We start from the raw sequence: 24,205 nt of genomic DNA, 5'->3' as shown, positions 1-24,205 counted from the left end.
ACGCTCTCTCCCACGGCCTACTGAATACACAGCGCCTGAGCGTGCAGCAACAAATCCGGAATTGTCGTTATCGAAAATGTGTGTTCACGCAGGTTCGGGACTGCGCGGGCGACGCGAAACCAGCCTTCTAACCGCCATCTTCATGTGAAAGCTTAATGGTTGAAAAAGGATTACGGCATAGTTTGCCCGTAACAGTCATCCTTAACGGCCGCCAAGAGCCGCACGGATGCGAGGCGTCGGCGAAAGTGCTCCCTGACGGAGATTGGAAGCATGTTTTCCCGATACTACGACCGGACTTTTTTCCGTGTCATCACAGACCGGACCTTTTTCCGTGTCATCACAGACCGGAGTTTTCTCCGTGTCGTCTCAATGGCGATCGCTCTCATGGGCCTTGTCGTCTTTTCAACCTCGGCTTCGCAGGCCCAGGAATACACCGCTCAGGAGATCGTCGATTCCGGTCATAAATTCTTCGGTGCGACGTCGGGCGGGCTCGCCACCGTAGTCGAGAAGATATTCTCCTCCTACGGCCTGCCCAATGGCTATTTGCTTGGCGAGGAAGGCTCGGGTGCGCTGATCGGTGGCCTGACCTATGGCGAGGGCACACTCTACACCAAGAATGCCGGCGACCACAAAGTGTTCTGGCAGGGGCCGTCACTTGGCTGGGATTTTGGCGGCGAGGGCTCGCGGGTGATGATGCTGGTCTATAATCTCGACGATGTGAACAGCCTCTACAATCGTTTCGGCGGCGTTGCCGGCTCTGCCTATATCGTGGCTGGCGTCGGCTTCAACGTGATGAAGAACAACAATATGCTGCTGGTGCCGATCCGTACCGGCGTCGGCGCCCGGCTTGGCGTCAATCTCGGCTATCTCAAGCTTACCCAGCGAGCGACCTGGAATCCGTTCTGAGCAGGCGGGTGCCTCGTCACCTCGAAACATTGCTGCGGCAGACCCTTGCCGCAGCGCTGGAATTCCGTCATGCGAACGTGGCACAGTCCTAACGGTCGTTTGCCGTCCATAACGGATAGTCACCTTGGTTCAGTCGGTCCTGTTCTTTGTTCTCGGCTTTCTCTGCGCCGCCTTTCTGGCGCTGATGATTGCCCCGGCCATCTGGCGGCGGGCCGTGATGCTGACGCGCCAACGTGTCGAGGGCTCGATGCCGCTGACGCTGGCCGAGATCCAGGCGGATAAGGATCGCATCCGGGCCGAGTTCGCCATGTCGACGCGCCGGCTCGAAATGAGCGTCAAATCGTTGCGCGAGAAATCGGCTGAACAGCTTGTCGAGATCAGCCACTGCCGCGAGGCCCTGAAGGGGCTGGCGGTCGAGCAGAAGGACAAGAAACGGGCCCTTTCCGAACTCGAGGCCAAGGACGAAGAACTTCGCCAGCGCGAAGACCAGCTGCAGCTTCTGTCTGATCGGCTTGCTCAAGCCGAGCGCGCTCTGGAAAAGCGTGCGCTCGAGCTGGAAAAGCTGGAGCACATGTATGACGACGCCAGCTTTTCTTCCAGCAGCCGTCAGATCGAACTTGTGGCGCGCGAATCCGAACTGCAGAAGCTGGCCGACGACATTTCAGTGCTGCGCAGCCAGCGCAAGGCGGCGGACAGGCGTCAGCAGGAGATCGCAGCAGAGAGCAAGGCCGCGCGGGACGCTTTGAAGGTCGAGAAGAAAAGGACCGGCGACCTGGACAAGAAGGTCGAACGCCTGCTCGCCACGCTTGCCGATCGCGAGGACAAGCTTGGCCGCCGTGAAAAGGAAATCGCGCGGCTTCGCGAAAAGTCGAAAAGCGAAAGCGTGGAAAACGCGTCGGCGGTGCGTCACGTCGGAGCGCAAGGCAATCAGGCCAGTGCGGCCGTCCAGGGCGACGACCTCGAAAAAGCGATTGCCAAGCTCGACAGCGACCGGGAGCGGCTGGAGGCCACGCTGACGGCGCTGGCCCGTGAGAACAAGAGGCTGAAAACGGATATTGCCGCCTTCGAGGCATCCAAATCCCAAGACGGCAACGATACGCGCCGCGCCACCGCAGCGTTGCGCGAGCAGATGAGCGAACTGGCGGCGCAAGTCGTCGTCTTGACGGCGAAGCTCGAGGGGCCTGAGTCGCCGATCGCCAAGGTGCTTGCGGCACCCAAGCAACCGGGAAATGGCGAACGCAGCCTTGCCGATCGCGTGCGGGCGCTGCAGAAGGCCGAATCGACGCATTGAAACCCAGGCACTGGATGCTGTCTCCCGCGGCTCAGGTCCTGCTTGCGGAAAAATAATGCAATGCGATGGCCGACGCGGCGGCGACATTCAGACTGTCAAAACCTTCAGCCATACCGATTCGCACCGTCCGCAGGCGGGCGAGCAGCCTCTCGGGCAGGCCGTCGCCTTCGGTGCCGAGGTAGAGCGCCAGCCGTTCCGTCCTTTTGGCATCGCGGATGTCGGTCTGCCCGTGCGGCGACAAAGCGAACTGGCCGAAGCCCAGCCGGTCGAGCGCCGCGGTGAAACCGACGGTCTCGGTGAAGGAGGCGAAGGGAACTTTCAGCGCGGCGCCGACCGAGACGCGGATCGCCTTGCGGTACAGCGGATTGCAGCAGGTCGCATCCAGGAACACGGCATCGGCGCCGAAGGCGGCGGCGTTGCGAAAAATGGAGCCCATATTGTCATGGTTGGCGATGCCGACCAGAACGACGACTAGCGCGCCGGCGGGCAAGGTGTCCAGCAAGGCCTCTGCGGGCTGCGCCGCGCCCTTGCGGCCGATCGCCAATATGCCGCGATGCATGTGGAAGCCGGCGATCTTGTCCATGACCTCGCTGGCCGCCACGTAAACCGGAAGGTCCGTGGGGGCCTTGCGCAGAGTTCCATCGAGGCCGGCCAGCCGGTTTTCGAGTACCAGCACCGATTCGGCCGCAAAGCGTTTGGCCGAGAGCAGCATTTCGAGCACCACCTTGCCTTCGGCAACGAAGCGGCCTTGCCGGCCGGCAAGGTCGCGCTCACGGATGTCGAGATAGGCGGCGACGCGCGGGTCTTGCGGGTCGTCGATATGAATGGGGCGCATCTGTTCCTCAACGAGGAAAAATCATCAGCGAGGTAAGAGGCGCGTGGGCCAGTTCTTGTCTTTATGCATGTCGTCGTTCCAAAAGCGCCGCGCCCCCCGGGTTCACGCCCAAGAGTATGCCTTGGGGATGACATGCATCAATCGGTCAAGCCCCGGCACGGCGCAGGCGGTAGGCCATCTGCGACAACTCACCCTCACCGAAAATCCCGTCGAGCATGTTGAGAAGTTCGCGCACGGCCTCGGATTTGCAGGAATAATAGATCATCTGTCGGTCGCGTCGGGTCTCGACGAGATCGAGCGCCCGCAATTTGGCCAGATGTTGTGACAGGGCGGATTGGCTGAGCAGAACCTTCTCTGCGATAGCGCCGACCGACATTTCACCATCTGCCAGATAGTTCATGATCAACAGTCGTTTCTCGTTGCCCATCAGCGTCAGAAACGTAGCTGCTGATTCGGCGTTGGCGATTAGTTTTGTCGAGACCATCGATCCCCCATACCTTCCTGCTTATCCGACGCTATGGGGGCAATAGCGTCTGACTCCATAGACTCACTTGTGAATGTGCGCTGGCGATTCAACGCTACCGGGAAAGGGTAGAACATTTGGCTCAAATCTCAAGGGTTGCTTTCGATCCGACGCGATTTACTGTCGGGCTGTGTTTGGTCCACCGCCCGGCCGGTCCTTGCCATGTCGACCAAAACATGCCTGAGCTCGCGCGCGGCCCCCAACGGCTCGGGGAAGAAGACCCGACAGACATCGTCGCCCAACGCCAGGTCCATGCCATCGGCATCGAAGCCGGTGATGACCCAGCCGTCACCTGCGGCTCCGGCGAAATGGCGCGCATAGACGGCAATTGCATCGCTATGGTCGGCATTCATGTGGTCGAGGGCGGATTGTTCGCCGGCGGCAAGCTCTTCGACGACCGGTGCGGTCGTGACCAGATCGGCGCGCTCGAGCAAATAGGCCTTGCCGAAGCCGCCGTTGAGGCTGGCGCGCTCCGGCTCGAGGCGGAAGATCGAGAAGTCGCCAAGTCCAACATAGAGCTTCGCCTTGGGATTGCGGTTGAGATAACGCCGTTCGGCGCGGGCGTGCTCGCCGGATCCGCGCTCGAGCTGCGCCGCTCGACAGACGAGTGTTATTCGCGGGTGCGCCAGCGGGTCGCCCTTGCCGGGCTCGCCGACAAGCAGCGAACAGCGCGGGTCGGCAAGGATCGCGCCGGTATGCGCGGACAGCATCGATACGAGGATCAGCGGCGTGCCGTCGATATCGGTGGCGACGCCAACCCTGCTGGCCAGCGGCGAACCGGTCCCGGGCTCGATCACTGCCAGCGCGCCGAAACGGGCGCTGCGGATCAGAGTCTTCGCCAGCCTGATCGCCTTGGCGTCGGTTTCGCGAATCACGTCCTTCTTCCGCTCAGTCAAACGCTCACCTCGTTAAGTTGATCTCTTATCTCCAGTTATCGATCAATCACACCGGATTTGACAAGGGCCTCAGTCTCGCTTTCCGAAAAGCCGAAGCGTGCCAGCACGGTTGCCGCCTGACGATCGTGATCGGCCGGCATGGCGGCAAGCGTCGGCCGGGAGCGCGAAAAGCGCGGTGCCGGGGCGGGGCGCTCAAGCGCACCCGACGTCACAAAGGCGTTGCGAGCGCGGTTGTGCGGATGATCCTCGGCTTCCCGCAGCGACAGAACCGGTGCAACGCAAGCATCGGTCGCAGTAAAGAGGCGGACCCAGTCGTCCCGTGTCTTCTGTCCGACCCGATCGACAATGGCGGCGCGCATCTCTGGCCACAACGTCCTGTCGTATTGGCCGCGTACAAAACGTTCGTCGAGCGGCAGCAGTCCTGCGAATTCGGCGAAGAACCGGGGTTCAAGACAGCCGACGGCGATGTGCCGTGCGTCCGCCGTCTCATAGGTGTCGTAGAAGGGCGCGCCGGAATCGAGCAGGTTCGCGCCGCGCCTGTCACGCCACAGGCCCGCTGCCATCAAGGCGTGCACAGGTGTCGCCAGCATCGAAGCACCCTCGGTCATCGCGGCGTCGATCACCTGGCCCTTGCCGGAGCGCGAGCGCTCAAACAAGGCGGCCAGCGCGCCGGCAATCAGCATCATGGCGCCGCCGCCATAGTCGGCGATGAGGTTGAGCGGTGGGACTGGCCGGCTTGCTTCCTGGCCGATGGCGTGCAGTACACCGGAATAGGCGAGATAGGTGATGTCGTGGCCGGCACGACCCGCCAGCGGTCCGTCCTGGCCGAACCCCGTCATGCGGCCGTAGATCAGCGTCGGGTTGCGCGCCAATGCCGCGTCCGGCCCGAGACCAAGCCGCTCCATGACCCCAGGACGAAACCCTTCGATCAGCATGTCGGCCTTTTCGGCAAGGCGCAGCACCAGCTCGACGCCTTCCCTGCGCTTCAGGTCAATCCGCAGGATGGAGCGGCCGTGACGGTCGATGTCGTACTCATCCGGCAGCGACAACAACGGCTGGGTTGACCCAAGCCGCTCGATGCGCAGCACCTCGGCTCCCATCTCCGACAACATCAGGCCGGTCATGGGCACCGGTCCAAGCCCGGCCATTTCGATCACCCTCAGACCGGCGAGCGGGCCGGTCTTCGCTGCCGGGGCGACTTCGGCACTCATGGTCGGCTACTTCGGCGCCATGCGGATGGCGCCATCGAGACGGATGGTCTCGCCGTTGAGCATCTGGTTTTCGATGATGTGCAGCGCAAGCGCTGCATATTCGGAAGGCTCGCCAAGACGGGACGGGAAGGGCACTGCGGCGCCCAGCGAATCCTGCACCTCTTGCGGCATGCCGGCCATCATCGGCGTCTTGAAGATGCCAGGCGCGATGGTGCAGACGCGAATGCCCGACCGGGCAAGGTCGCGCGCCACCGGCAGCGTCATGCCGACGACGCCGCCCTTGGAGGCCGAATAGGCCGCCTGGCCGATCTGGCCGTCATAGGCGGCGACCGATGCGGTGTTGACGATGATGCCGCGCTCGCCGCCCTCCAGCGGCTCAAGCTTCGCGGCCCGGTCGGCGACGAGGCGGATCATGTTGAAGGTGCCGATCAGATTGACCTCGATCACCTTGCGGTACTGGTCGAGCGGGTGCGGACCGTCCTTGCCGATCGTCTTCATGCCGATGGCGATGCCAGCGCAATTGACCAGGATACGGGGTTCGCCGAGCGTTTTTGCCACTTCCGCAACGCAAGCCGCACCGCTGTCGGCGCTGCTCACGTCGCATTGGATGGCGATGCCCCCAATATCGGCCGCAACCTTCGCCGCGCGCTCGATGCCGAGATCGAGGATGGCGACGCTGGCGCCCTTCACGGCCAGCGCACGCGCCGTCGCCTCGCCGAGGCCGGAGCCCCCGCCGGTGACGATCGCAATCTGGCCGTTCGGGTTCATGTCGGCGTCCTCCATCTAAAGCGCGTCGCGTTGAAACGGGATCAATCGACGCGCTTTAAGTCTTTGTTTTATGCATGTCGTTGTCCCAAAATCGCTGCGCACTTTTGGGCGACATGCACGTCGGGCGCATGCTACGAAGCCCGACAGAGCGACGCAACAGCATCCGGACGGTCATGCTATCGCGGCGACGTGCGCGGCAACCCTTGCCTGATCGGCGTGGCAAACGTCCCCTATCAGCCTTGCCACCGCGCCCGGCACGATCTCATGCGACAAAAGCCGGTCGAGATCGACCGGGCGCGGCATGGAGATTTGCCCACGCGGGATTCTCTTGAAGCCAAGTGGGCCGTAATAGGGCTCATCGCCGACAAGCATCACGGCTGACATGCCGGCCTTGGCGGCGGCTTCCAGCGCGATCGCCACCAGCCGGCGGCCGATGCCGAGATTCTTGAAGGCCGGCCGCACGGCAAGCGGCCCGAGCATCAGCGCCCGGCCGGCGCCGGCCGCGATGCGCGTCATGCGCACCGAGGCGACAACGATATCGCCATCGACGGCCACGAAGGACAGAGCGCGCTCATGCGGGCCGCCCTCACGGATTTTGTAGGCGGCCAGCACGAAACGGCCCGGCCCGAAGGCTTCTTCGTTGATGGCTTCGATTTCGGGGTCATGCGCCGGGGTTTCCGGCAGGTATTTCACGTCGGCAAGGCTCATGGTCTTTGCGTTCCGGTATACGAGGAAAGGTTTGCTGCAAACGGCAGCGTTCGCCAGTCAGCGCTTCATCAAGCGCGGGCGCCCTTTCGTCGTCGGTCGAACCGGATCAAAGCAAAGTCGAACATGCGGATTTCCGCTAGCACCAATCTTCAGCCATCGCAATCGGCCGTTTTCGCTTGCCGCGCTTCGTTGTTGCTCTGGCAATTGACGAACTGTTCAACGCCTGGTGGTTTCCGCATGGTCGGCTTGCGCCTAAATCCCTACGGAAACGAAAGGACATCGCATGGGATTGCTGGTCGACGGTAAATGGCAGGATCGGTGGTACAACACCAAGGACAGCGGCGGCCGGTTCGTGCGGGCGCAATCGCAATGGCGCGACCGGGTCACGGTTGACGGCACGCCGGCCGAAGGCCGCAAGCGCGGCTTCAAGGCCGAGCCCGGCCGCTACCATCTCTATGTCTCGCTTGCCTGTCCCTGGGCGCACCGGACGCTGATTTTTCGAGCACTGAAGAAGCTCAAGGACGTGATTTCCGTCTCGGTCGTCCATCATTTCATGGGCACCAACGGCTGGACGTTCCTGGCCGAGGACGGCGCCACCGGCGATACGCTCTACGGCCATGATTTCCTGCATCAGATCTACACCAAGGCCGATTGCGCCTACTCCGGCCGCGTGACGGTGCCGGTTCTGTGGGACAGGCGAGAGCAAACAATAGTCTCCAACGAATCCTCCGAGATCATCCGGATGCTCAATTCCGCCTTCGACGAATGGGGCGACGCCAGCCTCGACTTCTATCCGAAAGCACTGCGCGGCGAGATCGACGCGGTCAATGCGCTGGTCTATCCCTCGATCAACAACGGCGTCTACCGCGCCGGCTTCGCCACCACCCAAGCGGCCTATGAGGAAGCGTTTGGCGAACTGTTCTCAGCGCTCGACCAACTCGAGGACCGCCTGTCTCGCCAGCGTTACCTCGTCGGTGACCGCATCACCGAGGCCGATTGGCGGCTGTTCACCACGCTGGTCCGCTTCGATCCGGTCTATGTCGGCCATTTCAAGTGCAACCTGCGCCGCATCGCCGACTATCCGAACCTGTCGAACTATCTGCGCGATCTCTATCAGGTGCCCGGCGTCGCGGGTACGGTGAGCCTGCACCACATCAAGGCGCACTATTACGGCAGCCACCAAACGATCAACCCGACGCGCATCGTGCCGGTCGGGCCGGAACTGGAATACGCCGCGCCGCATGATCGCAATCGATTCAGGAAGGCGGCGTGATCTACCAGTAGGGCGATATCGCCGCGCCGCCAAAAATCTCAGCAAGCCGCCGCAATGTGGCCGGCGTCGTCCCCGCCGGCAGGCGGTCGAGCGGGAAGAACCCGGCTGCGGCGATCTCGCGGTCCGGCAGCTTCGGCGCCGCCTGATTGAATTGCTCGACCAAATAGAAGCCGACATGGTCGCGGCCGCTGGCCCGACGGTTGAAATGCATCGATTTCAGCACCGGTGGCGCTGTCAATGCAATGTTGCCCTCCTCGAAGAGTTCGCGCGCCAGCGCCTCGATCAGCGTCTCGCCCACCTCGACGCCGCCGCCTGGAAGCTGCCAGCCCGGAACATAGGTGTGGCGAATGAGGAAGACGGAATTGGAGGCGCGGTCGTGGACCAGGCCGCGCACCCCGAGCGTCATCGGTCGCCTCAGCACGAAGTACAGATGAAACAGCCTTGCCCTGAGACCCGGCCAGCCGGTCTGGCGTAACGCTTGCTCCGGATCCGGAAGCGTCATTACCCACGAAACCGTGGGTGGAAAGCAGCGCGCGCGTCGCTTATGAAGAGAGGATGTTCAGGCTCGCGCATATTTCCGATATCCATCTGGGACCGCTTCCCGGTGTAACCTATCGCGATCTCGCCTCCAAGCGGGTGGTCGGTTACGTCAACTGGCAGCGCAACCGCCGGCGCCACATGCACGATGCCGTCATCGACACGATCGTTGCCGATATGAAGGCGAGCGCACCGGATCACCTTGCCGTCACCGGCGATCTGGTCAATCTGGCGCTCGATGGCGAGATCGAGATGGGTAAGCACTGGCTGGAGACGCTGGGTTCTCCCGATGATGTGTCGGTCGTTCCGGGAAACCACGACGCCTATGTGCCTGGCGCCTTCGACAAGGCCTGCCGGTCATGGGCGGCATGGATGACCGGCGACGGCGTCAACACGCCGGTCGACCGCGATTCTTTCCCCTATCTGCGCGTGCGCGGCAATGTCGCGCTGATCGGTGTCACGACGGCGCGCGCCACGGCTCCGTTCATGGCCAACGGCTTCTTTCTGGAAGATCAGGCGGAAAGACTGCGCGAAGTACTCGACGCCACGGCCAAGCGCGGGCTGTTCCGGGTGGTCATGATCCACCATCCGCCAGTGCGCGGCGCCGTTTCGCAGCCCAAGCGGCTGTTCGGCATTGCGCGCTTCCACAAGGTCGTTCACCGGCATGGGGCCGAGCTTGTGCTGCACGGCCATTCGCACGAGCCGACGCTGTTTTTCATCGGCGGTCGGGGCGCCAAAATTCCAGTCGTCGGCGTCGCCGCCGCAGGGCAGGCGCCCGGCGGCAGACACCCGGCAGCGCAATATAATCTGTTGGACATCGATGGCGAAATGGATAACTGGCGGATCAGGCTGACGCGACGTGGTCTGACCGGACCGGCCATCCCGCCTTCCGATCTGGAGGTTCTGGACCTTGGCGCGGACGCTATGGCCTAGAGCCTGTTCCATCCCGATCGAATCGAGATGGGGGCTCTGTCTTCTTGTTTGATCATGATATCCAGCGAAAACCGGATTCCACTTTTCGCCACGCGGACCTTCGGTTCAGGGTCATGGTCTAAAGCTCAGTCCCATCGCAACGAGGCGGTCCCAGAACAACACGATCGATACGGCCAGCCCGACCAGGGCGCCGGCGGCGATCACCCCCAGGCCGGAGAGGAAGGCCGACCAACCCTTGCCGCGCGGGACGGACCGCGGCGGCGGCTCGGCTTCCAGGACCACGGTACGTTTCAGTCCCGCGACAGCCTGCTCGACCCCGCCTTCCATCATTCTCTGGCGTTCGACGACGCGCTCCGCGACGTAGCGCGTCACCTGATCGGCAACCGCTTTCATCTCGGTCGATTCTGCGAGCACCACGCGGCCGATGCGGGTGTCCTTGAGGAAGCGATAGGTGCGGCGGTCGCGCGCCATGGCGACATGGCTGACGGCGTCGATCCACAGGCGCGGCTGCAGCCCTGACGACACGGCGAAGTCGAAATTGTCCATGTCGGCGGGCACGTCAGAGAAGATGGGCGCGAGTTCGGCGGCAAGCAAATCGAGCCGCATGCGATGCGCCTCGCGCATGTCGACCACGACGTCGTCGCGGTCGGCGAAGCCGTTCTTCACATCGCGGATGGCGTCGGACAGTTTTCGCGACTGATCGATCTGAGTGATATTCTGGCCTGCGTCCTTCATCGGCGTTTGCCTCGCGGGTTTGGTTAACAACGAATTAACATAGCCGTCGGCAAAATGCACTTGTGAGATCGATAGGCCTTTGAAGCGCGTCGCGTCTGAAGGGGGCGATGCGATGCGCTTTAAATTCTTGTTCTTATGCATGCCGTTATCCCAACACCGCCGCGCACCCTCGGTTCAAGATCGAGGGGCTCGAAGCCGCGCCATCATGCTTTGGCAGGAGGGATCAGTTCGCCGCGGCAGCGGATTTTGGACGAAGCGGCCTGCTGCGGCGTTTTATATTGCGGCGCGCGATCTCGGCGATCAGGGCGGGTGCTTCCTCGACCAGCATATGGCCGGCCTCCAAGACGTGGTGCAGGTGGAAATGCGCCGGCAGAGCATCGGCCTGGGTGAAAGGCAGCACCGCGTCATCTACTCCCCAAACCACCATCACCGGCATATCAAGCGTTTCGAGCCGTTCGCGCGGGATGACGCCCTGCCGATCGTTCCTGGTCATGGCGGCTGCGATCTCGACAAATTTCTGCAACTGGCCGGGACGCGTACGCATTTCACCGAGAACATCCACGATGCGCTCCGAGGGCAGGCCTTGCGGTCCGGACATGGCGGCGAGGCAGGCATGAATCTCGCTTCTGTTGGCAGCGGCGGCGTAACGGCGCAACAGCGGCCCATTGATCTCAGTTCCAAAGCCGCCCGGCGCCAGAAGCGTCAGCGACGCTATCCTTTCGGGTTCGGCCAATGCCATCAGCACCGCCGCCGCTCCGCCCATCGAGTGGCCAACGAGATGCACCCTCCTGATTCCGCGTGCGGCGAGGTCTGCTAGAACGGCCTGGGCAGCCGCCTTGGCCGGACCGCCGCTCGGGAAATCGAGGGACAGCCCATGGCCCGGAAGATCATAGGCCAGCGTCCGTGAACCAAGCGCGAGTGTCGAAATCACCTCGTGCCAGTCGTCGTGGCAACCGCCGAAGCCATGCAGGAAGACAACCGTCTTCGGGCCGGCGCCCCGTTCGGCAGCGTAAAGGGATGAAATCATGAAAATTTATGGTTTTATTGCAAGACAAGCAGGATGCTAAATTCCGAATCGTGGCTGGATTGCGCCTTGTCCAGGCCGATGGCCAGTAAAATTCTCGCGATCAGGCGAGCAGGTTTAGAGGCAGCTAACTGGCATTGCCGAGCCCGGCGGCACGCAAGGCCTCGACCAGCCGGTCGGTCAGATCGGCGGGGTATCTCCTCTCGACAAAGGTCGCGCGCGGATCGGCAGCGAATTTCGGGAATTTGACAGTCATCTCGTCCACGAGTTCGTGTGCCAGTTGATCGCGGCCGGCCGCCTTCGCTCCGATCAGCCGCGCAGCCAGATAGTGCGATTTCATCGCCGTCGTTTGCAACGCATCGCTGGCAAGCGCGGCCTTGTTCATATCTCCGGTCATGAACTGGCCGATGAAAAGCCCGTAATCCCACCAGGTCGGATGGGCGCTGGAGGTTTCGGCGGCATGAGCAAGGATCGGCGTTCCCTCCCTGTACCTGCCGGCGAAAATCAACCCATAAGCGTAAGCTGCCGCCATGCTGAGGTCGTAAGGATTGAGTTCGTAGGCCTTGCGGATCCAGCGGATCGATTCCTCCGAATTGCCGAGGCGGGAATTGAGATAGCCATAGGCGCGGTGCGCATAGGGGCTTGTCGGCCCCATCTGCACGGCTCGACGGGCAAGAGACACCGCCTGTTCGATCGTTGCGCCGGCTGGATAGGCGTAGTGATCCGTGGCCACCTCGAGATGCAGGCCCGCGAGTTCCGAATAGACGAGCGACGACTTCGCATCCAGCTTGGCCAGGTTTTCGAGACAGCGATAGGCGGCTTCATGGCTTTTGGCGCTTTGGTCGAGATAATACTTGTCGTTGAGCAGCAGACACTCCGTCAGGCCGGTCTGAATGCCGCTCTGTTCGATATAGTTGTAGATCGTGCCCGAGGCGGGAATGGCCGAACTCAAAATGCCGGCGACACTGTCCTCGACGGTGGAGGGGGTGCTGTCGGCGGCAGTCAAATTGCGTGACAGCAGGACCCGTCCGGTCGCCACGCTTTGAAGCTCCAGGGTAACATCGCCTGCCGTTGGTCCCGGCAAGACATCGAATACGAAGCTGATGGCATCGGTGACAGGATCGGGCGGGCCTTCGGCGTCCCGACCGATGAAGCTGACCGTATCGAAGCCGCTGAGGCCAGCGCGCAGCGATGCCGCGACGCGGGCAGCCTCGGCGCTGTCGGCTTTCACAGCAATGTAGACGAGCGGAAGAGTTTCAATCGGAGCCCATGACGCGATGCTGCCGGTTGCCACTGCGCTTTCGATCGTCGACGCGGTATCGCCTCCCGCCAGCAATGCGCCGCTTCCCTGACGAAGGATCAGCACGCCCAGCATGGCGATGACCAGAACGATCGCCAACCAGAAGAACTGGAGATGGCGCAGCAGCGAGGGCGCCGGCTCGCGGACGACAGGGGGCATCAACGATACGGCACGTGCGGCGATGCCGGGTTCTTCGAGCGATCCCGATAAGGCGGCCGCCGCCTCGATGTCTTCCTCCGGCTCCGGCTCGACCGGCAGGCGGATCGCGTTGAGTTCATAGGATGGAACATAGCCGCCACGCGGAATGGCGATGCGGATCGGCTCGGCAACACCCTCGTTGGCAAAGTAATGCTGCAGAAGCTCGCGCAGCCTGCCCGCCTGCACCCGCACCACGGCGTCGGTCGCCGGATCGAAATCGCCGTCCTTGCCGAAAACATCCATCGCGATGGAAAAGCCCTTGAGCTTGTCGGCTTCGCCTGCCTGCTCGCGCTCGACCAGATAGCGAAGCAGTTTACGCGCTCGCTCGGATCGTCCGAACGTTTCGCTGGCTAGCAATCGTTCCAACGTCTCGCGCACTGCGGGGGCGGCAGGCGTGGCATGCTGCAAGTGTCGATCCTTTCGAAGTCGGCACAGGTTGAGACGCGATCATATAGCGCCTGCATTGCCATACAAGCATGCATCCATTATGCGATCGCGTACCCCACCGGATAATTTTCCGGTGGTTAATGGTGCGAAGGACCAAGGCAAGATGATACCATCCGAGTTCATCTTGCTCCAGCCGTCAGCTTTCGACGGCTTGTCTGGAGTGTGTTGATATTCAGGTGATGCCGGCCTGCAAACAGCGGTTTCCTGCGCGTCCGGTACTCATGTACCCAAAAGTACGCTCCGCTCCGGCCTACGCCGGCCGTAGCCCTCATAAGCGCCTCCGTCCTATGAAGGCTACGGCCGGCGTAGGCCGGAGCGGAACCCGCTGTTTTCGACTCGGCCTGACCTGAATCTCAACACACCCTAGTCGACCTCTTGGCCGACGATGCGGTTGGCGGCGGAAACCACGGCTTCCAGCGAAGCTGCGACGATGTTGGTGTTGATGCCGGCGCCGAACAGCTTGCCGCCGGGATGCTCCATCTCGACATAGGAGATAGCCGAAGCATTCGAGCCGCGCTGCATGGAATGCTCCGAATAGTCGAGCACCGACATCGGCACGCCGACATGGCGCGACAGCGCGTCGACGAAGCCGTCGATCGGGCCGGTCCCGGAGCCTGATATCGTCACCTCCTTGCCCCTGTCGAGGATGACCGCCTCCACCGCACGCCGGCCCTTGGTCTCGATGTCCGGATAGGTGTGGTGGTCGAGGAATTTCAGCCGCGCGCCGGGCTGGTCGACATAGGTGTCGAGAAAGCGCTCGTAGATGCGCTTGGCCGGCACCTCCTTACCCTCTGCGTCGGTGATCGCCTGGATAGCTTGACTGAACTCGATCTGCAGGTTGCGCGGCAAGTTGAGGCCATAGTCCGCCTGCAGCACATAGGCGATGCCGCCCTTGCCGGACTGCGAGTTGATGCGGATGATCGCCTCGTAGTTGCGCCCGACATCGGCCGGGTCGATCGGCAGGTAGGGGACTTCCCAGTGCGGCGTGTTGGCCTTGCGCAACGCCTTCATGCCCTTGTTGATGGCATCCTGATGCGAGCCGGAAAAGGCCGTGTAGACGAGCTCGCCGACATAGGGATGACGCTCGGGGATCTTCAACTGGTTCGAATATTCGTAGACGTCCTTCATCCGGTTGATGTCGGAGCAATCGAGCTCGGGATCGACGCCTTGCGTGTACATGTTGAGCGCCAGCGTGACGATGTCGACATTGCCGGTGCGCTCGCCATTGCCGAACAGCGTGCCTTCGACGCGGTCCGCGCCCGCCATCAGGCCGAGCTCGGTGGTGGCTACGCCGGTGCCGCGGTCGTTGTGCGGATGCAGCGAAATGAGCAGGTTCTCGCGGTTGTCGAGATTGCGGCACATCCATTCGATGCGGTCGGCGTAGATATTGGGTGTCGACATCTCGACCGTGGACGGCAGGTTGATGATCAGCTTGTTTTCCGCCGTCGGCTTCACGATCTCGGTGACGGCGTTGCAGATTTCCAGCGCCACTTCGAGCTCGGTGCCGGTAAAGCTCTCCGGCGAATATTCGAAACGATAACCGCCGCCGGCTTTCGCCGCCATGTCGGTGATCATCTTGGCCGCATCGGTGGCGATCCGCCTGATGCCGGCGACGTCCTTTTCGAAGACGACGCGGCGCTGCAGTTCGCTGGTCGAATTGTAGAAATGCACGATCGGGTTGGTGGCGCCCTGCAGCGCCTCGAAGGTGCGGGTGATCAGTTCCGGCCGGCACTGCACCAGCACCTGCAGCGAGACATCGGCTGATACATTGCCCTCTTCGATGCACCAGCGGGCGAAATCGAAATCGGTCTGCGAGGCCGACGGGAAGCCGATCTCGATCTCCTTGAAACCCATGTCGAGGAGCAGGGCGAACATGCGCGCCTTGCGCTCGTGGCCCATCGGGTCGATCAGCGCCTGGTTGCCGTCGCGCAAGTCGACCGAGCACCAGATCGGTGCCTTGTCGATGACCTTCGAAGGCCAAATACGGTCGGTGAGACCGACGGTCGGGTAAGGTTGGTATTTGCGGGCTGCCTCCGGCATGCCCCGGGCAGCGTCCGGCATGCCCCGGGCTGCCTCTGGCATGCCCCGGGCTGCCTTTGCGGCAGGCTTGCCGATCTCCCCGCCATTTGGACGGATGTCTTCTCGTGCGTTCATTGTCGTCTCTCCCGGCGGCTCGCGGGATCCACCTTCAGGCGGATTTGGTGCCGAGCGGCGCCTTTACCAGATATTCATTCGCTTGATGTGACTTGCCAAGGAGCATGCGCGTGAGCGGCGGTTCGACCGCCGGGCGCTCCTTCAGCGAACCCGGCGATCGCCGATAAGGCCGAGAAGCAGCAGGGCGGAAGCAAGTGCGCGCGCGGTCTCACCGGCAAAGCCGGTCTGACGGGAAGCGACGGAGGTGGCGCGCGTGTTCATGGCGGTTCTCATACAGGAGCAGCCAAAGCGAGGCAAGTGGCTGCGTCCTGGCGTGCTCCGCCGTGACCAAAGAGATCACGACGTTCTGCGTGCGTGTCCAAGGCGGATGTTTCGCCGTCAACACGCGCCGAGGCATTCGTCGAAGTCGATGGTCCCGAGACCGGAATCGGGTCGCAATGGTGGAGACCATCGACAACCCGGTTTTACCGGCTTGGGCGCGAGGCCGGAACCGCCGGGCTGCTGCCGGTGATGACGGAGATCAGAAGCGGTAGCGCAAGCTGGCGAACAGCGAGCGGCCTTCGTCGCGGTAGCAATAGCCGGCCGAGCAGATCGTCTTCTGATTGTCGAACAGGTTTTTGGCATTGACCTGCAGCTTCACGCCTTCGAGCTTGGGGTTGCGATAGCCGAAATCATAAGAGAGCGAGGCGTCGACGAAGGCGCGTGCGTCGTTCTTGAAAGTGTTGGCGTCATCGCCGTAGCTGCTGCTGGCGACGCGAACGCCCGTGCCCAGCCCCAGTCCCTCCAGCGTGCCGTTTTCGAACTGATAGTGCCCCCAAAGCGACAGGATGTGATTTGGCGTCGTTGACAGTTCCTTGCCCACGGTACCGTCGGCGCCGCGTTCGATTTTCACCCGCAGATAGGTGTAGGAGGCAATGAAGCTGAAGCCGTTGTCGAGGGAGGCATTGGCTTCCAGCTCGACGCCGCGCGAGTTCAGGTCGAGCTGACGCTGCTTGTTGATGCCGTCCCAGACCTGGAAGACGACACCGTCCTTCTGGTCGATGTCGAACAGGGCGGCGCTGACGGTCGCGTTATAGTCCGGAATTTCGTATTTGACGCCGATCTCCTTTTGCGTCGCGATGGTCGGGCGGGCGACACGGGAGATGTTGCTGGAGACGTCGTCATAGACGAAGCCGATGTTGGGCGAGAACGACGTCGAATAGTTGACGTAGGGCGTTAAGCCCCATTCGGTCTGATAGGACAGGCCGAGCCGGCCGGAGAAGGCGCTGTCGTCCTGCTCGGACTGAGTGAAGTCGGCGGCGGTGGAGGTGGTGTCGACCCAGTCGTAGCGACCGCTGGCGAACAGGGTGAAGTCGTTCCACTCCATCTGGTCATGCAAATAGACGCCGACCTGGTTCATCTCCTGCCCGCCGGCGTAGGGGACCGGAGCGGCCTTGATGTCGTCGACGGAGACGTAGGACAACCCGCTGCCAGCATCATAGTCCGACCAGGCGTAGTCGACGCCGGCTACCGCGGTGTGTCTGACCGGACCGGTGTCGAACTCGAACTGCGCCATGTTATCAACGACGAAGTTCTTCATGTTCTCGGTGTAGTGGCCCCAGTAGCGCTCCAGCGGCTGGTCGAGGCCGGTCGAATAGTTACCGCTATATTCGATGTCGCTGTCGACAGCGTTGTAGCGAAGGTTCTGCCGCACCGTCAGCACGTCGTTGAAGCGGTGTTCGAATTCATAGCCGATGCGGCCCTGGGTCTGGTCGAAGTCGTTCCAGGCGGGATCGCCCTCATAGAGGTTCGAGAGCACGCCATAGGCCGAGTTGTAGAACGCGGCCGTGCCGCCGGTGACGGATTTCGAATATTCGCCGAGAATGGTCAGCTTGGTGTCCTCGTCCGGCTTGAAGGTGACCGCCGGCGCCAGATAGATCTTGTCGTCGGGATAGAAGGGCAGGTCGGTATCGCTTTTGCGGCCGAGGCTGGTGAAGCGGTAGAGGATGCTGCCGTCCTCGTTCACCGGCCCGGATGCGTCAAGCCCAGCCTGGAAGCGATTATGCTCGCCCATGAGCATTTCGACTTCGCGGTACTGCTCTTCCTTGGGGCGTTTGGTGACGACGTTGACGATGCCGCCCGGACCGCTGACGCCGTAAAGGGACGAAGCCGGACCTTTCAGGATGGTGACGCCCTCAATGCCGTAAGGCTCCGTCTTGAACCATGCCGAGGGCCCGTTGTACTGGCGCAGCCCGTCGCGGAACATGCCGTTGTAGAAGGCCTGGAAGCCGCGCAGGAAGAACGCATCGTAGCGTGTATCGAAGCCGAAACTGTTGGGATTGGCACTGGCTGTGTAGCCCAGCGATTCATTCAGCGTGCGCGGCTTCTGGTCCTCGATCTGCTTTTGCGTCACCACCGAAACGGCCTGTGGAATCCTGGCGATCGGCGTGTCGGTCTTGGTGCCGATGCGGTCCTTCTTGGCGACGTAGCCGTCTTGCACCAGAATCTCGTCGCTCTCGGCGTCTACCAATATCTTCTCGAGGACGGTGACATTTCCGGCGTCCTGGGCGTGAGCCGGTCCGGACTGGCCGAGCATCGCAGCGCTGCTCAACAGTGATATCCCCAAGCGCCACGTCGTCGGTCGCGTCCGCATCAACTCGTCTCCACTGTCTCGTACAGGTTTGCGGTCCCGCGCTCTCAAATTTGAGTATTTGAGTCAAGTATTTTTTGCAGCTTGCGCTCAGGCTGGCCGGCGTCGTCGCCGGGCGGCAAAACGTGTCCGGTTTCCGTGAAGCCGGCTAAGAATACAGGGGAAAATGCGGCAGGTCCTTATTCCCTCAGGCTTCGCGCCACCAGCCGCGCCACGCTCGGCCCGACCAGCAGCACGACGAGGAAGCGTGCCGATTGCAGCGCCATGACGAAGGAGATGTCGACGTGCTGCGCGGCGGCGGCGATGATGGCGACGCTGTCCATGCCGCCGGGGCTGGTCGCCAGATAGGCGGTCAGCGGATCGATGCCGAGGAGATGGCTGATCGTGAAGCCGAGGCCGCCGCAAAAGGCGATTAGGATGATGATCGAGCCGAGGATCTGCGGCAGCGCCCTTGTCGCGTGGCGCAGAATCGCCCTGGTGAAATTCAGGCCGATGGTCCAGCCGATCATCGTATAGCCGAGCGCGAGCAGCCAAGGCGGCAACTGCATCGTCACGCCTAGTCCGAGATGGACCGCGGTGCCGAAAATGAAGGTGCCGAGGAAGAAGGGCGACGGCAGCCTGAGCAGCTTTCCGACAAGGCCGCCGACGAACGCCACGCCGAGAGTTGCGGCAAAGGCTTGCGGGTCGATCGGCGGGAACCAGATGATGGCCGGGATCTCGATGCCTGATGTGTCGACCCACATCTTTGCGACAAGCGCCGCAGTCATCGAGACGAAGATGACGCGCAGATATTGCATGAAGGCGACTAGGCGCTGGTCGGCTCCGAAGGCGCCGGCCATCAGCACCATGGCGGTGGCAGCGCCCGGTGACGAGCCCCAGACCGCGGTGGTGCCGGGCAGGATACGCCAGCGGCTGATCAGCCAGCCGAGCAGGCTGGAGGCCGCGACGGTCGCCATCACAACGCCGAGGAAGAGCGGCCATTCCTGGTAGAAGACGGCAAAGATGTCGGTGGAGATCGAACTGGCGACAAGGCAGCCGACGATCGCCTGCGCGGAACCGAACAGGGGGAGCGGCACGCGCACCGTGGCGCCGTTGGTACCGGCGAGGATCGCCGCCAGCATAGGTCCGATCAGCAGTGCCGCCGGCAAGGCGGCGAACTCCAGCGCGCCGGCGAACAGGATCGAGAAAATCAGGAGGGCCAGCCACTGCCAGACTTTGGGCATTCGCGTCATGCGTTCGACGGTCGGCTGGTCTGGCAAGGAGTCCATTTTTTCGGTCTTAGACCCGAAGAGGCGAGATGCGAACCCCGTGGCAGCGAAAAATGCGGCCGCTCGCAGGTGTCAGCCGGTTTTGCCGTCGGTCAGGCCGAAGCCACCCACGGGCCGGGTCTCGACCTGGAATTCGAAGCCGGCAATGAATGGCCGTGCCTTGGCGATTGCCGCCTGGACTTCCGGCAGCTGCAGGGATGCCTTGTGGCTTGCCTGGTCGGCCCACACTTCGGTCACCCAGATCGCGTCGGCGTCGGCCGGATCGGTGGCAATGATGTAGCTCAGGCAGCCGGGCAGGGCGCCGGTGCTGGCGCGCAGAACGTCCATGACTGCATCGCGCTGGCCGCGCGCCGCCCGCATCTTGCCGATCAGACCGTACATTGCCGTTTTCTCCATTGGCTTGCGCGACAAGTATGCAGGTCGGCGCTCACGGCATCAACTGGCCACCATTGACCTCGATCACCTGGCCGATGACGTAGCCGCTCAACAGAGCGGAGGAGAGGAACAGATAGGCGCCGACGCAGTCCTCGGGCGTGCCGGCGCGGCCCTGCGGAATGGTGGCCACCATGGCCTGCATCTGCTCTTCGGTGGAATAACGCTCATGGAAAGGTGTCGCGATGGTGCCCGGCGCCACCGCGTTGACGCGGATGTTGAAGCCGATCAGTTCCTTCGCCATGCCGCGGGTCACATTGGAGACGAAGGCCTTGGCGGAGCCGTAAAGGCCGGCGCCGCCGCCGGCGCCATTGCGCGCCGCGATCGACGAGGTGTTGACGATGAAGCCGCCCTGGCGCTTCAGCCAAGGTATCGCCTTGCGCGAGGCGGTCAGCACGGAGCGGGCGTTGATATCCATCACAGCGTCGTAATGCGCCTCGGTCTGCTTGGCATAGGGCACGCGCCCAAGCATGCCGCCGGCATTGTTGACCAGCCCGTCGAGCCGGCCGAAGTGTTGCGCACTGTCCTCGACGACACGCTCGACATCGGCGGGGATCGAGAAATCGCCCTGGACAAGGAACACCTCGCCGCCGCCGTTGCGAATGGCCTCGGCCAGGTTTTCAGCCGCCGCCCGACTTGAATTGTAATGCAGTGCGACGCGGCATTTCTGCGCGGCATAGGCCACTGCAAGTGCCGCCCCGATGCCGGTCGAAGCGCCGGTGATCAGCACCGCCTTGCCGGCGAGGTCGGGGATGACCAAAGAGGAGACAACAAGACTGGTTGTGGTGGCTGGCACGTCTGTTCCTCCGGACTCTACCTGCTCTTCGTAAGGTCTCGCCGCCCTCATGTTCAAGTCCGATGGGCTCAGGGCCGCAAATAGGCGTAGCCCTGGCGCTGCAATTCGGCGAGCTTGACGACACCGCCGGTCTCGGCGGCATGGAAGCCATCGAGCAGATCGGTGAGCGCAACATCCATGCCATGCATGGTGTTGGCGCAAGCGTGCGGGGTCAGCCCGTCGCGAACCAGGCTGGAAAAACGGCTGGAAATGGCAGCGGACGCGCTCTTCGACTTGAAAGCGGCGAGTGCCGGGCCATGCACGACCAGCACGATGTCGATCTTGCCGCCGGTGCCCTCATAGTGATTCTTGATGTTGCCCAACACGAAGCCGACCTTGTCGAGGTCGCTGAGGTGGTAGGCGACTTTTTGGCTTTCCTCTTCCACGGCCGCCGCCTGGACCTGGCGCAGCCCGAAAAGGCCGGTGGCTCCGGCAAGAGCCACGCGAAAAATATCGCGGCGTCGCATGACGTCATCCTCCTGTTGCCGGCCTCGCAAATTGCATGGCTTCGGCCTCGATCCTAGCATAAATTGAAGCCACGTCCTGTCGGGCGAGGAGGGGCATATGACGTCGAAGATCATTCTGTGCGCCGGGCTTGGTGTCGCCTTGCTTGCCGCACTTGCCGGCACGGCGTTCGCCGACGACACGCTCACCGACCTCAGCCCAGACGGCAAGGATGCCTGTTTCGGGCGTGTCTACGATGCCGCGCATCTCAAGGCGCATCCGCACCAGAAGGTGGCGCGGATCTTCTTCTACCATGGCAACGATCCGGTCAGCCATCCGAACGAAGAGCCGAGCAGCGGTCCGTCCGGCTACACCGGCTTCATGGCGACGACGGTGCGCGGCGCCAAGAAGCCCGAATGGGTCGGCGGTTGGTGCGGCAAGGGCGATCCGCAGTCGAGCGAAATCCACTGCGGCATGGAATGCGACCGCACCATGGCCTCACTGAACGTCGATGAAAAAGGCCGGTTGATCGTCTTCGGTGTGCAGCGAGACCTTTATCTCGATGCCGGCGCCGAGGAAGAGTTGGGCGAAAAGGAATATGCCAGGCAGGCACTCGGCACCGAGGATGACGGCTTTCGGCTCGACCGCATGCCGGCGGAGGCCTGCAAGGCCGAATTCGCGCGCATCGATCCGATCGACCCGGCACTGGGGGCGCCGCTGCGCGAGCGGCTGAAGCCGGACCAGCCCTTCTGCTACGGGCGCGACTACGATGCCGCGCATCTTGGCTCGCATCCCGATCAGTTCACCCGGACCATCCGGGTTTTCCGAGGCCCGATCGAGTTGGCCTCCTTCGCCAAGGACGGCGATCCCACAAACTGGCCAAACGGCGCCGACATTGCCGTCACCGTCACCACGCGCCAGAGCGCCGCCGAGGTCACGCAGAGCTACAGTTGTGAAGGCGAAGCGGACCAGTGGCGCTGTGTGGCGAGCACTAAGACGAGCGACTTTGCCTGCGATATAGCGGCCAGGGAGATCTATCTGCGTCGCGGTGTCAACGGCACGATGATGCTGGCCAATCCCAACAGCAGCCTGCCGATCGTCGACCTGTGCTCGAAGGCAGCCGACGACAAGACGATGTCCGATGACAAGGTCTATCGGCTGGAGCCGATACCGCAATCCGCCTGCGCGCCTTGAGATTTGTGGCGGCCATCTTGTCTATGTGGCGAAGTGGTATATATCTTTGCCGTATATCATTGAGGAGATTGGCACGATGGAAAAAGCAAAGGTGTTCTGGTCAGGCCGCTCGCAGGCGGTGCGGCTGCCAAAGGAATTCCGTTTCGAAACCGATGAGGTTTCGATTCGCCGCCATGGCCAGAGTATAATCCTCGAACCGCTCGCGAAGGACTGGGCCTGGCTCGACCAGGTGATAGGTCCGCTTGACGATGATTTCGCCGAGGCAGCACTGGAACGTCCAGCTGAGCAGGACCGGCCGGCTTTGGATGACGTTTTCAAGTGATCTATCTGCTCGACACCAATGCGGTCATCGCGATCATGAAAGGTGACGCAGATCTGCAGGCACGGCTCAAGCCATACAGGCCGCAGGATTTCGCACTTTCGGCCATTGTCGTGCACGAACTCTACTACGGTGCTCAAAAGAGCCAGCGAAAGGCCGACAATCTGGCGCGCATCGAAGCGCTCCAGTTCCCGGTACTCGAATTCGATCGGGAAGATGCAAGGCATGCCGGCGAGATTCGGGCGACGCTTGCGACGTCAGGGACCCCGATTGGTCCCTATGATGCGCTGATTGGTGGGCAGGCGCGGGCCCGGAACCTCACGCTGATAACCCGCAATGCACGGGAATTCGAGCGGATCAAAAACCTCACAATCGAGACCTGGTGAATCGCTTCACGCGAACGGCACGGCCGTCGTGCCCTTGGGCAGCTTTGCCTCGTCATCGGGCTCGACATGGATGGTGACGCGAACCGAGGGGATTTCTGCCTTCAGCGCGTCCTCGATGCGGTCGCAGATGACGTGGCTGGCGCCGACCGACATATCGGCGTCGACGACCAGGTGGAACTCGATGAAGGTGGCGCGGCCGGCGATGCGCGTCTTCAGATCGTGGACTTCCATTGCGCCCTTGCAATTGGCCGAGATGATGTCGCGTATGTGCATGTGCTCTTGCATGTCGACGGCGCGATCCATGAGGCCGCTTAGCGATTCTCCGGTAAGCTTCCAGCCCTGGTAGAGAATGTTCACCGCCACGAGGAGCGCAAGCAGCGGGTCGAGGATTTGCCAGCCGGTCATTACTGCGGCGACAAGGCCCACGATGACACCAACCGAAGTAAGCACGTCGGTCATGATGTGCTGGCCGTCGGCGACCAGCGCCGGCGAGCGTTTGGCGCGGCCGTTGCGGATCAGCAGGAAGGCCCATATTGCATTGACGAGAGCCGCGCCGGCGTTGATCGTCAAGCCTTCCCATGGCTGTTCGAGCGACGCCGGGTTCTGCAGCGACTGCCACACCTTGGCAATAATCAGCAGCGCCGCAACGACGATCAGCACGCCCTCGAGTACCGCGGAGAAATACTCGGCCTTGTGATGACCGAACGGATGGTCGCTGTCGGCCGGTTTATGGCTGATGCGGATCGCCCAGAGAGCGGCGGTCGCGGTGATGACGTTGACGATGGATTCCAGCGCGTCGGAATAGAGGGCGACGGAGCCGGTGATCCGCCAGGCGACAAACTTCAGTCCCATTACCAGGAAGGCGATGACGATCGACCAGAAGGCGAGGCTCGCGACCTTGCGCTTGGCGGCCGCTTTTGCTGCGGTCGCCGTCCTGTTTTCCGTTTCGGCCATAGTGG

General features: G+C 62.4%; 24 protein-coding genes. 7 read left to right on the top strand and 17 right to left on the bottom strand.

The genetic code is table 11. The annotated features are described in order from the left end of the window. Window positions 1-369: 369 nt before the first annotated feature. Both EJ066_RS01260 and EJ066_RS01255 read left to right on the top strand, forming a co-directional pair. Window positions 370-906 carry an EipA family protein gene (locus EJ066_RS01260; protein ID WP_126034452.1) on the top strand — a complete coding sequence of 179 codons (537 nt, stop codon included), beginning with the start codon at window positions 370-372 and terminating at the stop codon, window positions 904-906. A gap of 124 nt (window positions 907-1,030) precedes the next feature. After that, window positions 1,031-2,197 carry a hypothetical protein gene (locus EJ066_RS01255; protein ID WP_126034451.1) on the top strand — a complete coding sequence of 389 codons (1,167 nt, stop codon included), beginning with the start codon at window positions 1,031-1,033 and terminating at the stop codon, window positions 2,195-2,197. Between the two features lie 31 nt (window positions 2,198-2,228). Here EJ066_RS01255 and EJ066_RS01250 read toward each other — a convergent pair whose 3' ends face one another. The 6 genes from EJ066_RS01250 to EJ066_RS01225 all read right to left on the bottom strand — a co-directional run bounded on the left by EJ066_RS01250 (window position 2,229) and on the right by EJ066_RS01225 (window position 7,138). After that, window positions 2,229-3,032 (bottom strand): RNA methyltransferase, encoded by an 804-nt coding sequence (locus EJ066_RS01250; protein ID WP_126034450.1) that lies wholly within the window; start codon window positions 3,030-3,032, stop codon window positions 2,229-2,231. Between the two features lie 145 nt (window positions 3,033-3,177). Then, the gene (locus tag EJ066_RS01245) at window positions 3,178-3,516 is read right to left on the bottom strand and encodes a metalloregulator ArsR/SmtB family transcription factor (protein WP_126034449.1); all 339 of its coding nucleotides are present in this window, start codon (window positions 3,514-3,516) and stop codon (window positions 3,178-3,180) included. 128 nt (window positions 3,517-3,644) lie between these two features. Next, window positions 3,645-4,451: a HugZ family protein gene (locus EJ066_RS01240; RefSeq protein WP_126034448.1), complete on the bottom strand. Its 807-nt coding sequence runs from the start codon at window positions 4,449-4,451 to the stop codon at window positions 3,645-3,647. A 35-nt stretch (window positions 4,452-4,486) separates the two neighbouring features. Beyond that, on the bottom strand, window positions 4,487-5,662 hold the full coding sequence (locus EJ066_RS01235) for a CaiB/BaiF CoA-transferase family protein (RefSeq protein WP_126034447.1): 1,176 nt from the start codon (window positions 5,660-5,662) through the stop codon (window positions 4,487-4,489). Window positions 5,663-5,668: 6 nt separating this feature from the next. Beyond that, a complete protein-coding gene (locus EJ066_RS01230; protein WP_126034446.1) occupies window positions 5,669-6,430 on the bottom strand; it encodes a 3-hydroxyacyl-CoA dehydrogenase in 762 nt (253 codons plus the stop codon). Between the two features lie 171 nt (window positions 6,431-6,601). After that, window positions 6,602-7,138: an N-acetyltransferase gene (locus EJ066_RS01225; protein ID WP_126034445.1), complete on the bottom strand. Its 537-nt coding sequence runs from the start codon at window positions 7,136-7,138 to the stop codon at window positions 6,602-6,604. Window positions 7,139-7,421: 283 nt separating this feature from the next. Between EJ066_RS01225 and EJ066_RS01220 the strand changes: the two genes are divergently transcribed. Then, window positions 7,422-8,411 (top strand): glutathione S-transferase family protein, encoded by a 990-nt coding sequence (locus tag EJ066_RS01220; RefSeq protein WP_126034444.1) that lies wholly within the window; start codon window positions 7,422-7,424, stop codon window positions 8,409-8,411. Between the two features lies 1 nt (window position 8,412). On the opposite strand, the gene EJ066_RS01215 is transcribed toward EJ066_RS01220, so the two are convergent. Further along, window positions 8,413-8,913 (bottom strand): NUDIX domain-containing protein, encoded by a 501-nt coding sequence (locus tag EJ066_RS01215; protein ID WP_126034443.1) that lies wholly within the window; start codon window positions 8,911-8,913, stop codon window positions 8,413-8,415. Between the two features lie 53 nt (window positions 8,914-8,966). Between EJ066_RS01215 and EJ066_RS01210 the strand changes: the two genes are divergently transcribed. After that, on the top strand, window positions 8,967-9,881 hold the full coding sequence (locus EJ066_RS01210) for a metallophosphoesterase (protein WP_126043707.1): 915 nt from the start codon (window positions 8,967-8,969) through the stop codon (window positions 9,879-9,881). A 111-nt stretch (window positions 9,882-9,992) separates the two neighbouring features. Here the strand turns inward: EJ066_RS01210 and EJ066_RS01205 are convergent, their stop codons facing one another. The 9 genes from EJ066_RS01205 to EJ066_RS01160 all read right to left on the bottom strand — a co-directional run bounded on the left by EJ066_RS01205 (window position 9,993) and on the right by EJ066_RS01160 (window position 21,370). After that, window positions 9,993-10,616 carry a hypothetical protein gene (locus tag EJ066_RS01205; RefSeq protein ID WP_126034442.1) on the bottom strand — a complete coding sequence of 208 codons (624 nt, stop codon included), beginning with the start codon at window positions 10,614-10,616 and terminating at the stop codon, window positions 9,993-9,995. A gap of 223 nt (window positions 10,617-10,839) precedes the next feature. Continuing rightward, entirely contained in the window at window positions 10,840-11,643 is an 804-nt protein-coding gene (locus EJ066_RS01200) for an alpha/beta fold hydrolase (protein ID WP_126034441.1), read from the bottom strand. A 124-nt stretch (window positions 11,644-11,767) separates the two neighbouring features. After that, the gene (locus EJ066_RS01195; RefSeq protein WP_126034440.1) at window positions 11,768-13,546 is read right to left on the bottom strand and encodes a hypothetical protein; all 1,779 of its coding nucleotides are present in this window, start codon (window positions 13,544-13,546) and stop codon (window positions 11,768-11,770) included. Between the two features lie 402 nt (window positions 13,547-13,948). Continuing rightward, window positions 13,949-15,625, bottom strand: a complete 1,677-nt coding sequence (gene leuA / locus EJ066_RS01190) for a 2-isopropylmalate synthase (RefSeq protein ID WP_189644502.1) — start codon at window positions 15,623-15,625, stop codon at window positions 13,949-13,951. A gap of 634 nt (window positions 15,626-16,259) precedes the next feature. Further along, window positions 16,260-18,329, bottom strand: coding sequence for a TonB-dependent siderophore receptor (locus EJ066_RS01180; protein ID WP_245455056.1), 2,070 nt, complete (start codon window positions 18,327-18,329; stop codon window positions 16,260-16,262). Between the two features lie 218 nt (window positions 18,330-18,547). Further along, window positions 18,548-19,636 carry an AbrB family transcriptional regulator gene (locus EJ066_RS01175; RefSeq protein WP_126034437.1) on the bottom strand — a complete coding sequence of 363 codons (1,089 nt, stop codon included), beginning with the start codon at window positions 19,634-19,636 and terminating at the stop codon, window positions 18,548-18,550. A gap of 72 nt (window positions 19,637-19,708) precedes the next feature. Continuing rightward, window positions 19,709-20,017: a putative quinol monooxygenase gene (locus tag EJ066_RS01170; RefSeq protein ID WP_126034436.1), complete on the bottom strand. Its 309-nt coding sequence runs from the start codon at window positions 20,015-20,017 to the stop codon at window positions 19,709-19,711. 46 nt (window positions 20,018-20,063) lie between these two features. Further along, window positions 20,064-20,864 (bottom strand): SDR family oxidoreductase, encoded by an 801-nt coding sequence (locus tag EJ066_RS01165; RefSeq protein WP_126034435.1) that lies wholly within the window; start codon window positions 20,862-20,864, stop codon window positions 20,064-20,066. A gap of 68 nt (window positions 20,865-20,932) precedes the next feature. After that, window positions 20,933-21,370: a DsrE family protein gene (locus tag EJ066_RS01160; RefSeq protein ID WP_126034434.1), complete on the bottom strand. Its 438-nt coding sequence runs from the start codon at window positions 21,368-21,370 to the stop codon at window positions 20,933-20,935. A gap of 97 nt (window positions 21,371-21,467) precedes the next feature. Between EJ066_RS01160 and EJ066_RS01155 the strand changes: the two genes are divergently transcribed. From EJ066_RS01155 to EJ066_RS01145, 3 genes are all read left to right on the top strand, one after another. Then, entirely contained in the window at window positions 21,468-22,541 is a 1,074-nt protein-coding gene (locus tag EJ066_RS01155; RefSeq protein ID WP_126034433.1) for a hypothetical protein, read from the top strand. A 76-nt stretch (window positions 22,542-22,617) separates the two neighbouring features. Continuing rightward, window positions 22,618-22,863 (top strand): type II toxin-antitoxin system VapB family antitoxin, encoded by a 246-nt coding sequence (gene vapB / locus EJ066_RS01150; RefSeq protein WP_126034432.1) that lies wholly within the window; start codon window positions 22,618-22,620, stop codon window positions 22,861-22,863. Continuing rightward, window positions 22,860-23,246 (top strand): type II toxin-antitoxin system VapC family toxin, encoded by a 387-nt coding sequence (locus EJ066_RS01145; protein ID WP_126034431.1) that lies wholly within the window; start codon window positions 22,860-22,862, stop codon window positions 23,244-23,246. The genes vapB and EJ066_RS01145 overlap by 4 nt, the downstream gene beginning before the upstream one ends. Before the next feature lie 6 nt (window positions 23,247-23,252). On the opposite strand, the gene EJ066_RS01140 is transcribed toward EJ066_RS01145, so the two are convergent. Continuing rightward, a complete protein-coding gene (locus EJ066_RS01140; RefSeq protein WP_126034430.1) occupies window positions 23,253-24,200 on the bottom strand; it encodes a cation diffusion facilitator family transporter in 948 nt (315 codons plus the stop codon). Between the last annotated feature and the right edge of the window lie 5 nt (window positions 24,201-24,205).

Origin of the sequence: Mesorhizobium sp. M9A.F.Ca.ET.002.03.1.2 (genome assembly GCF_003952365.1) — a bacterium.
Taxonomy (GTDB): Bacteria; Pseudomonadota; Alphaproteobacteria; order Rhizobiales; family Rhizobiaceae; genus Mesorhizobium.
Note: the sequence above shows the minus strand (reverse complement) of the source record. Positions and strands in the feature narration are given on the sequence as shown.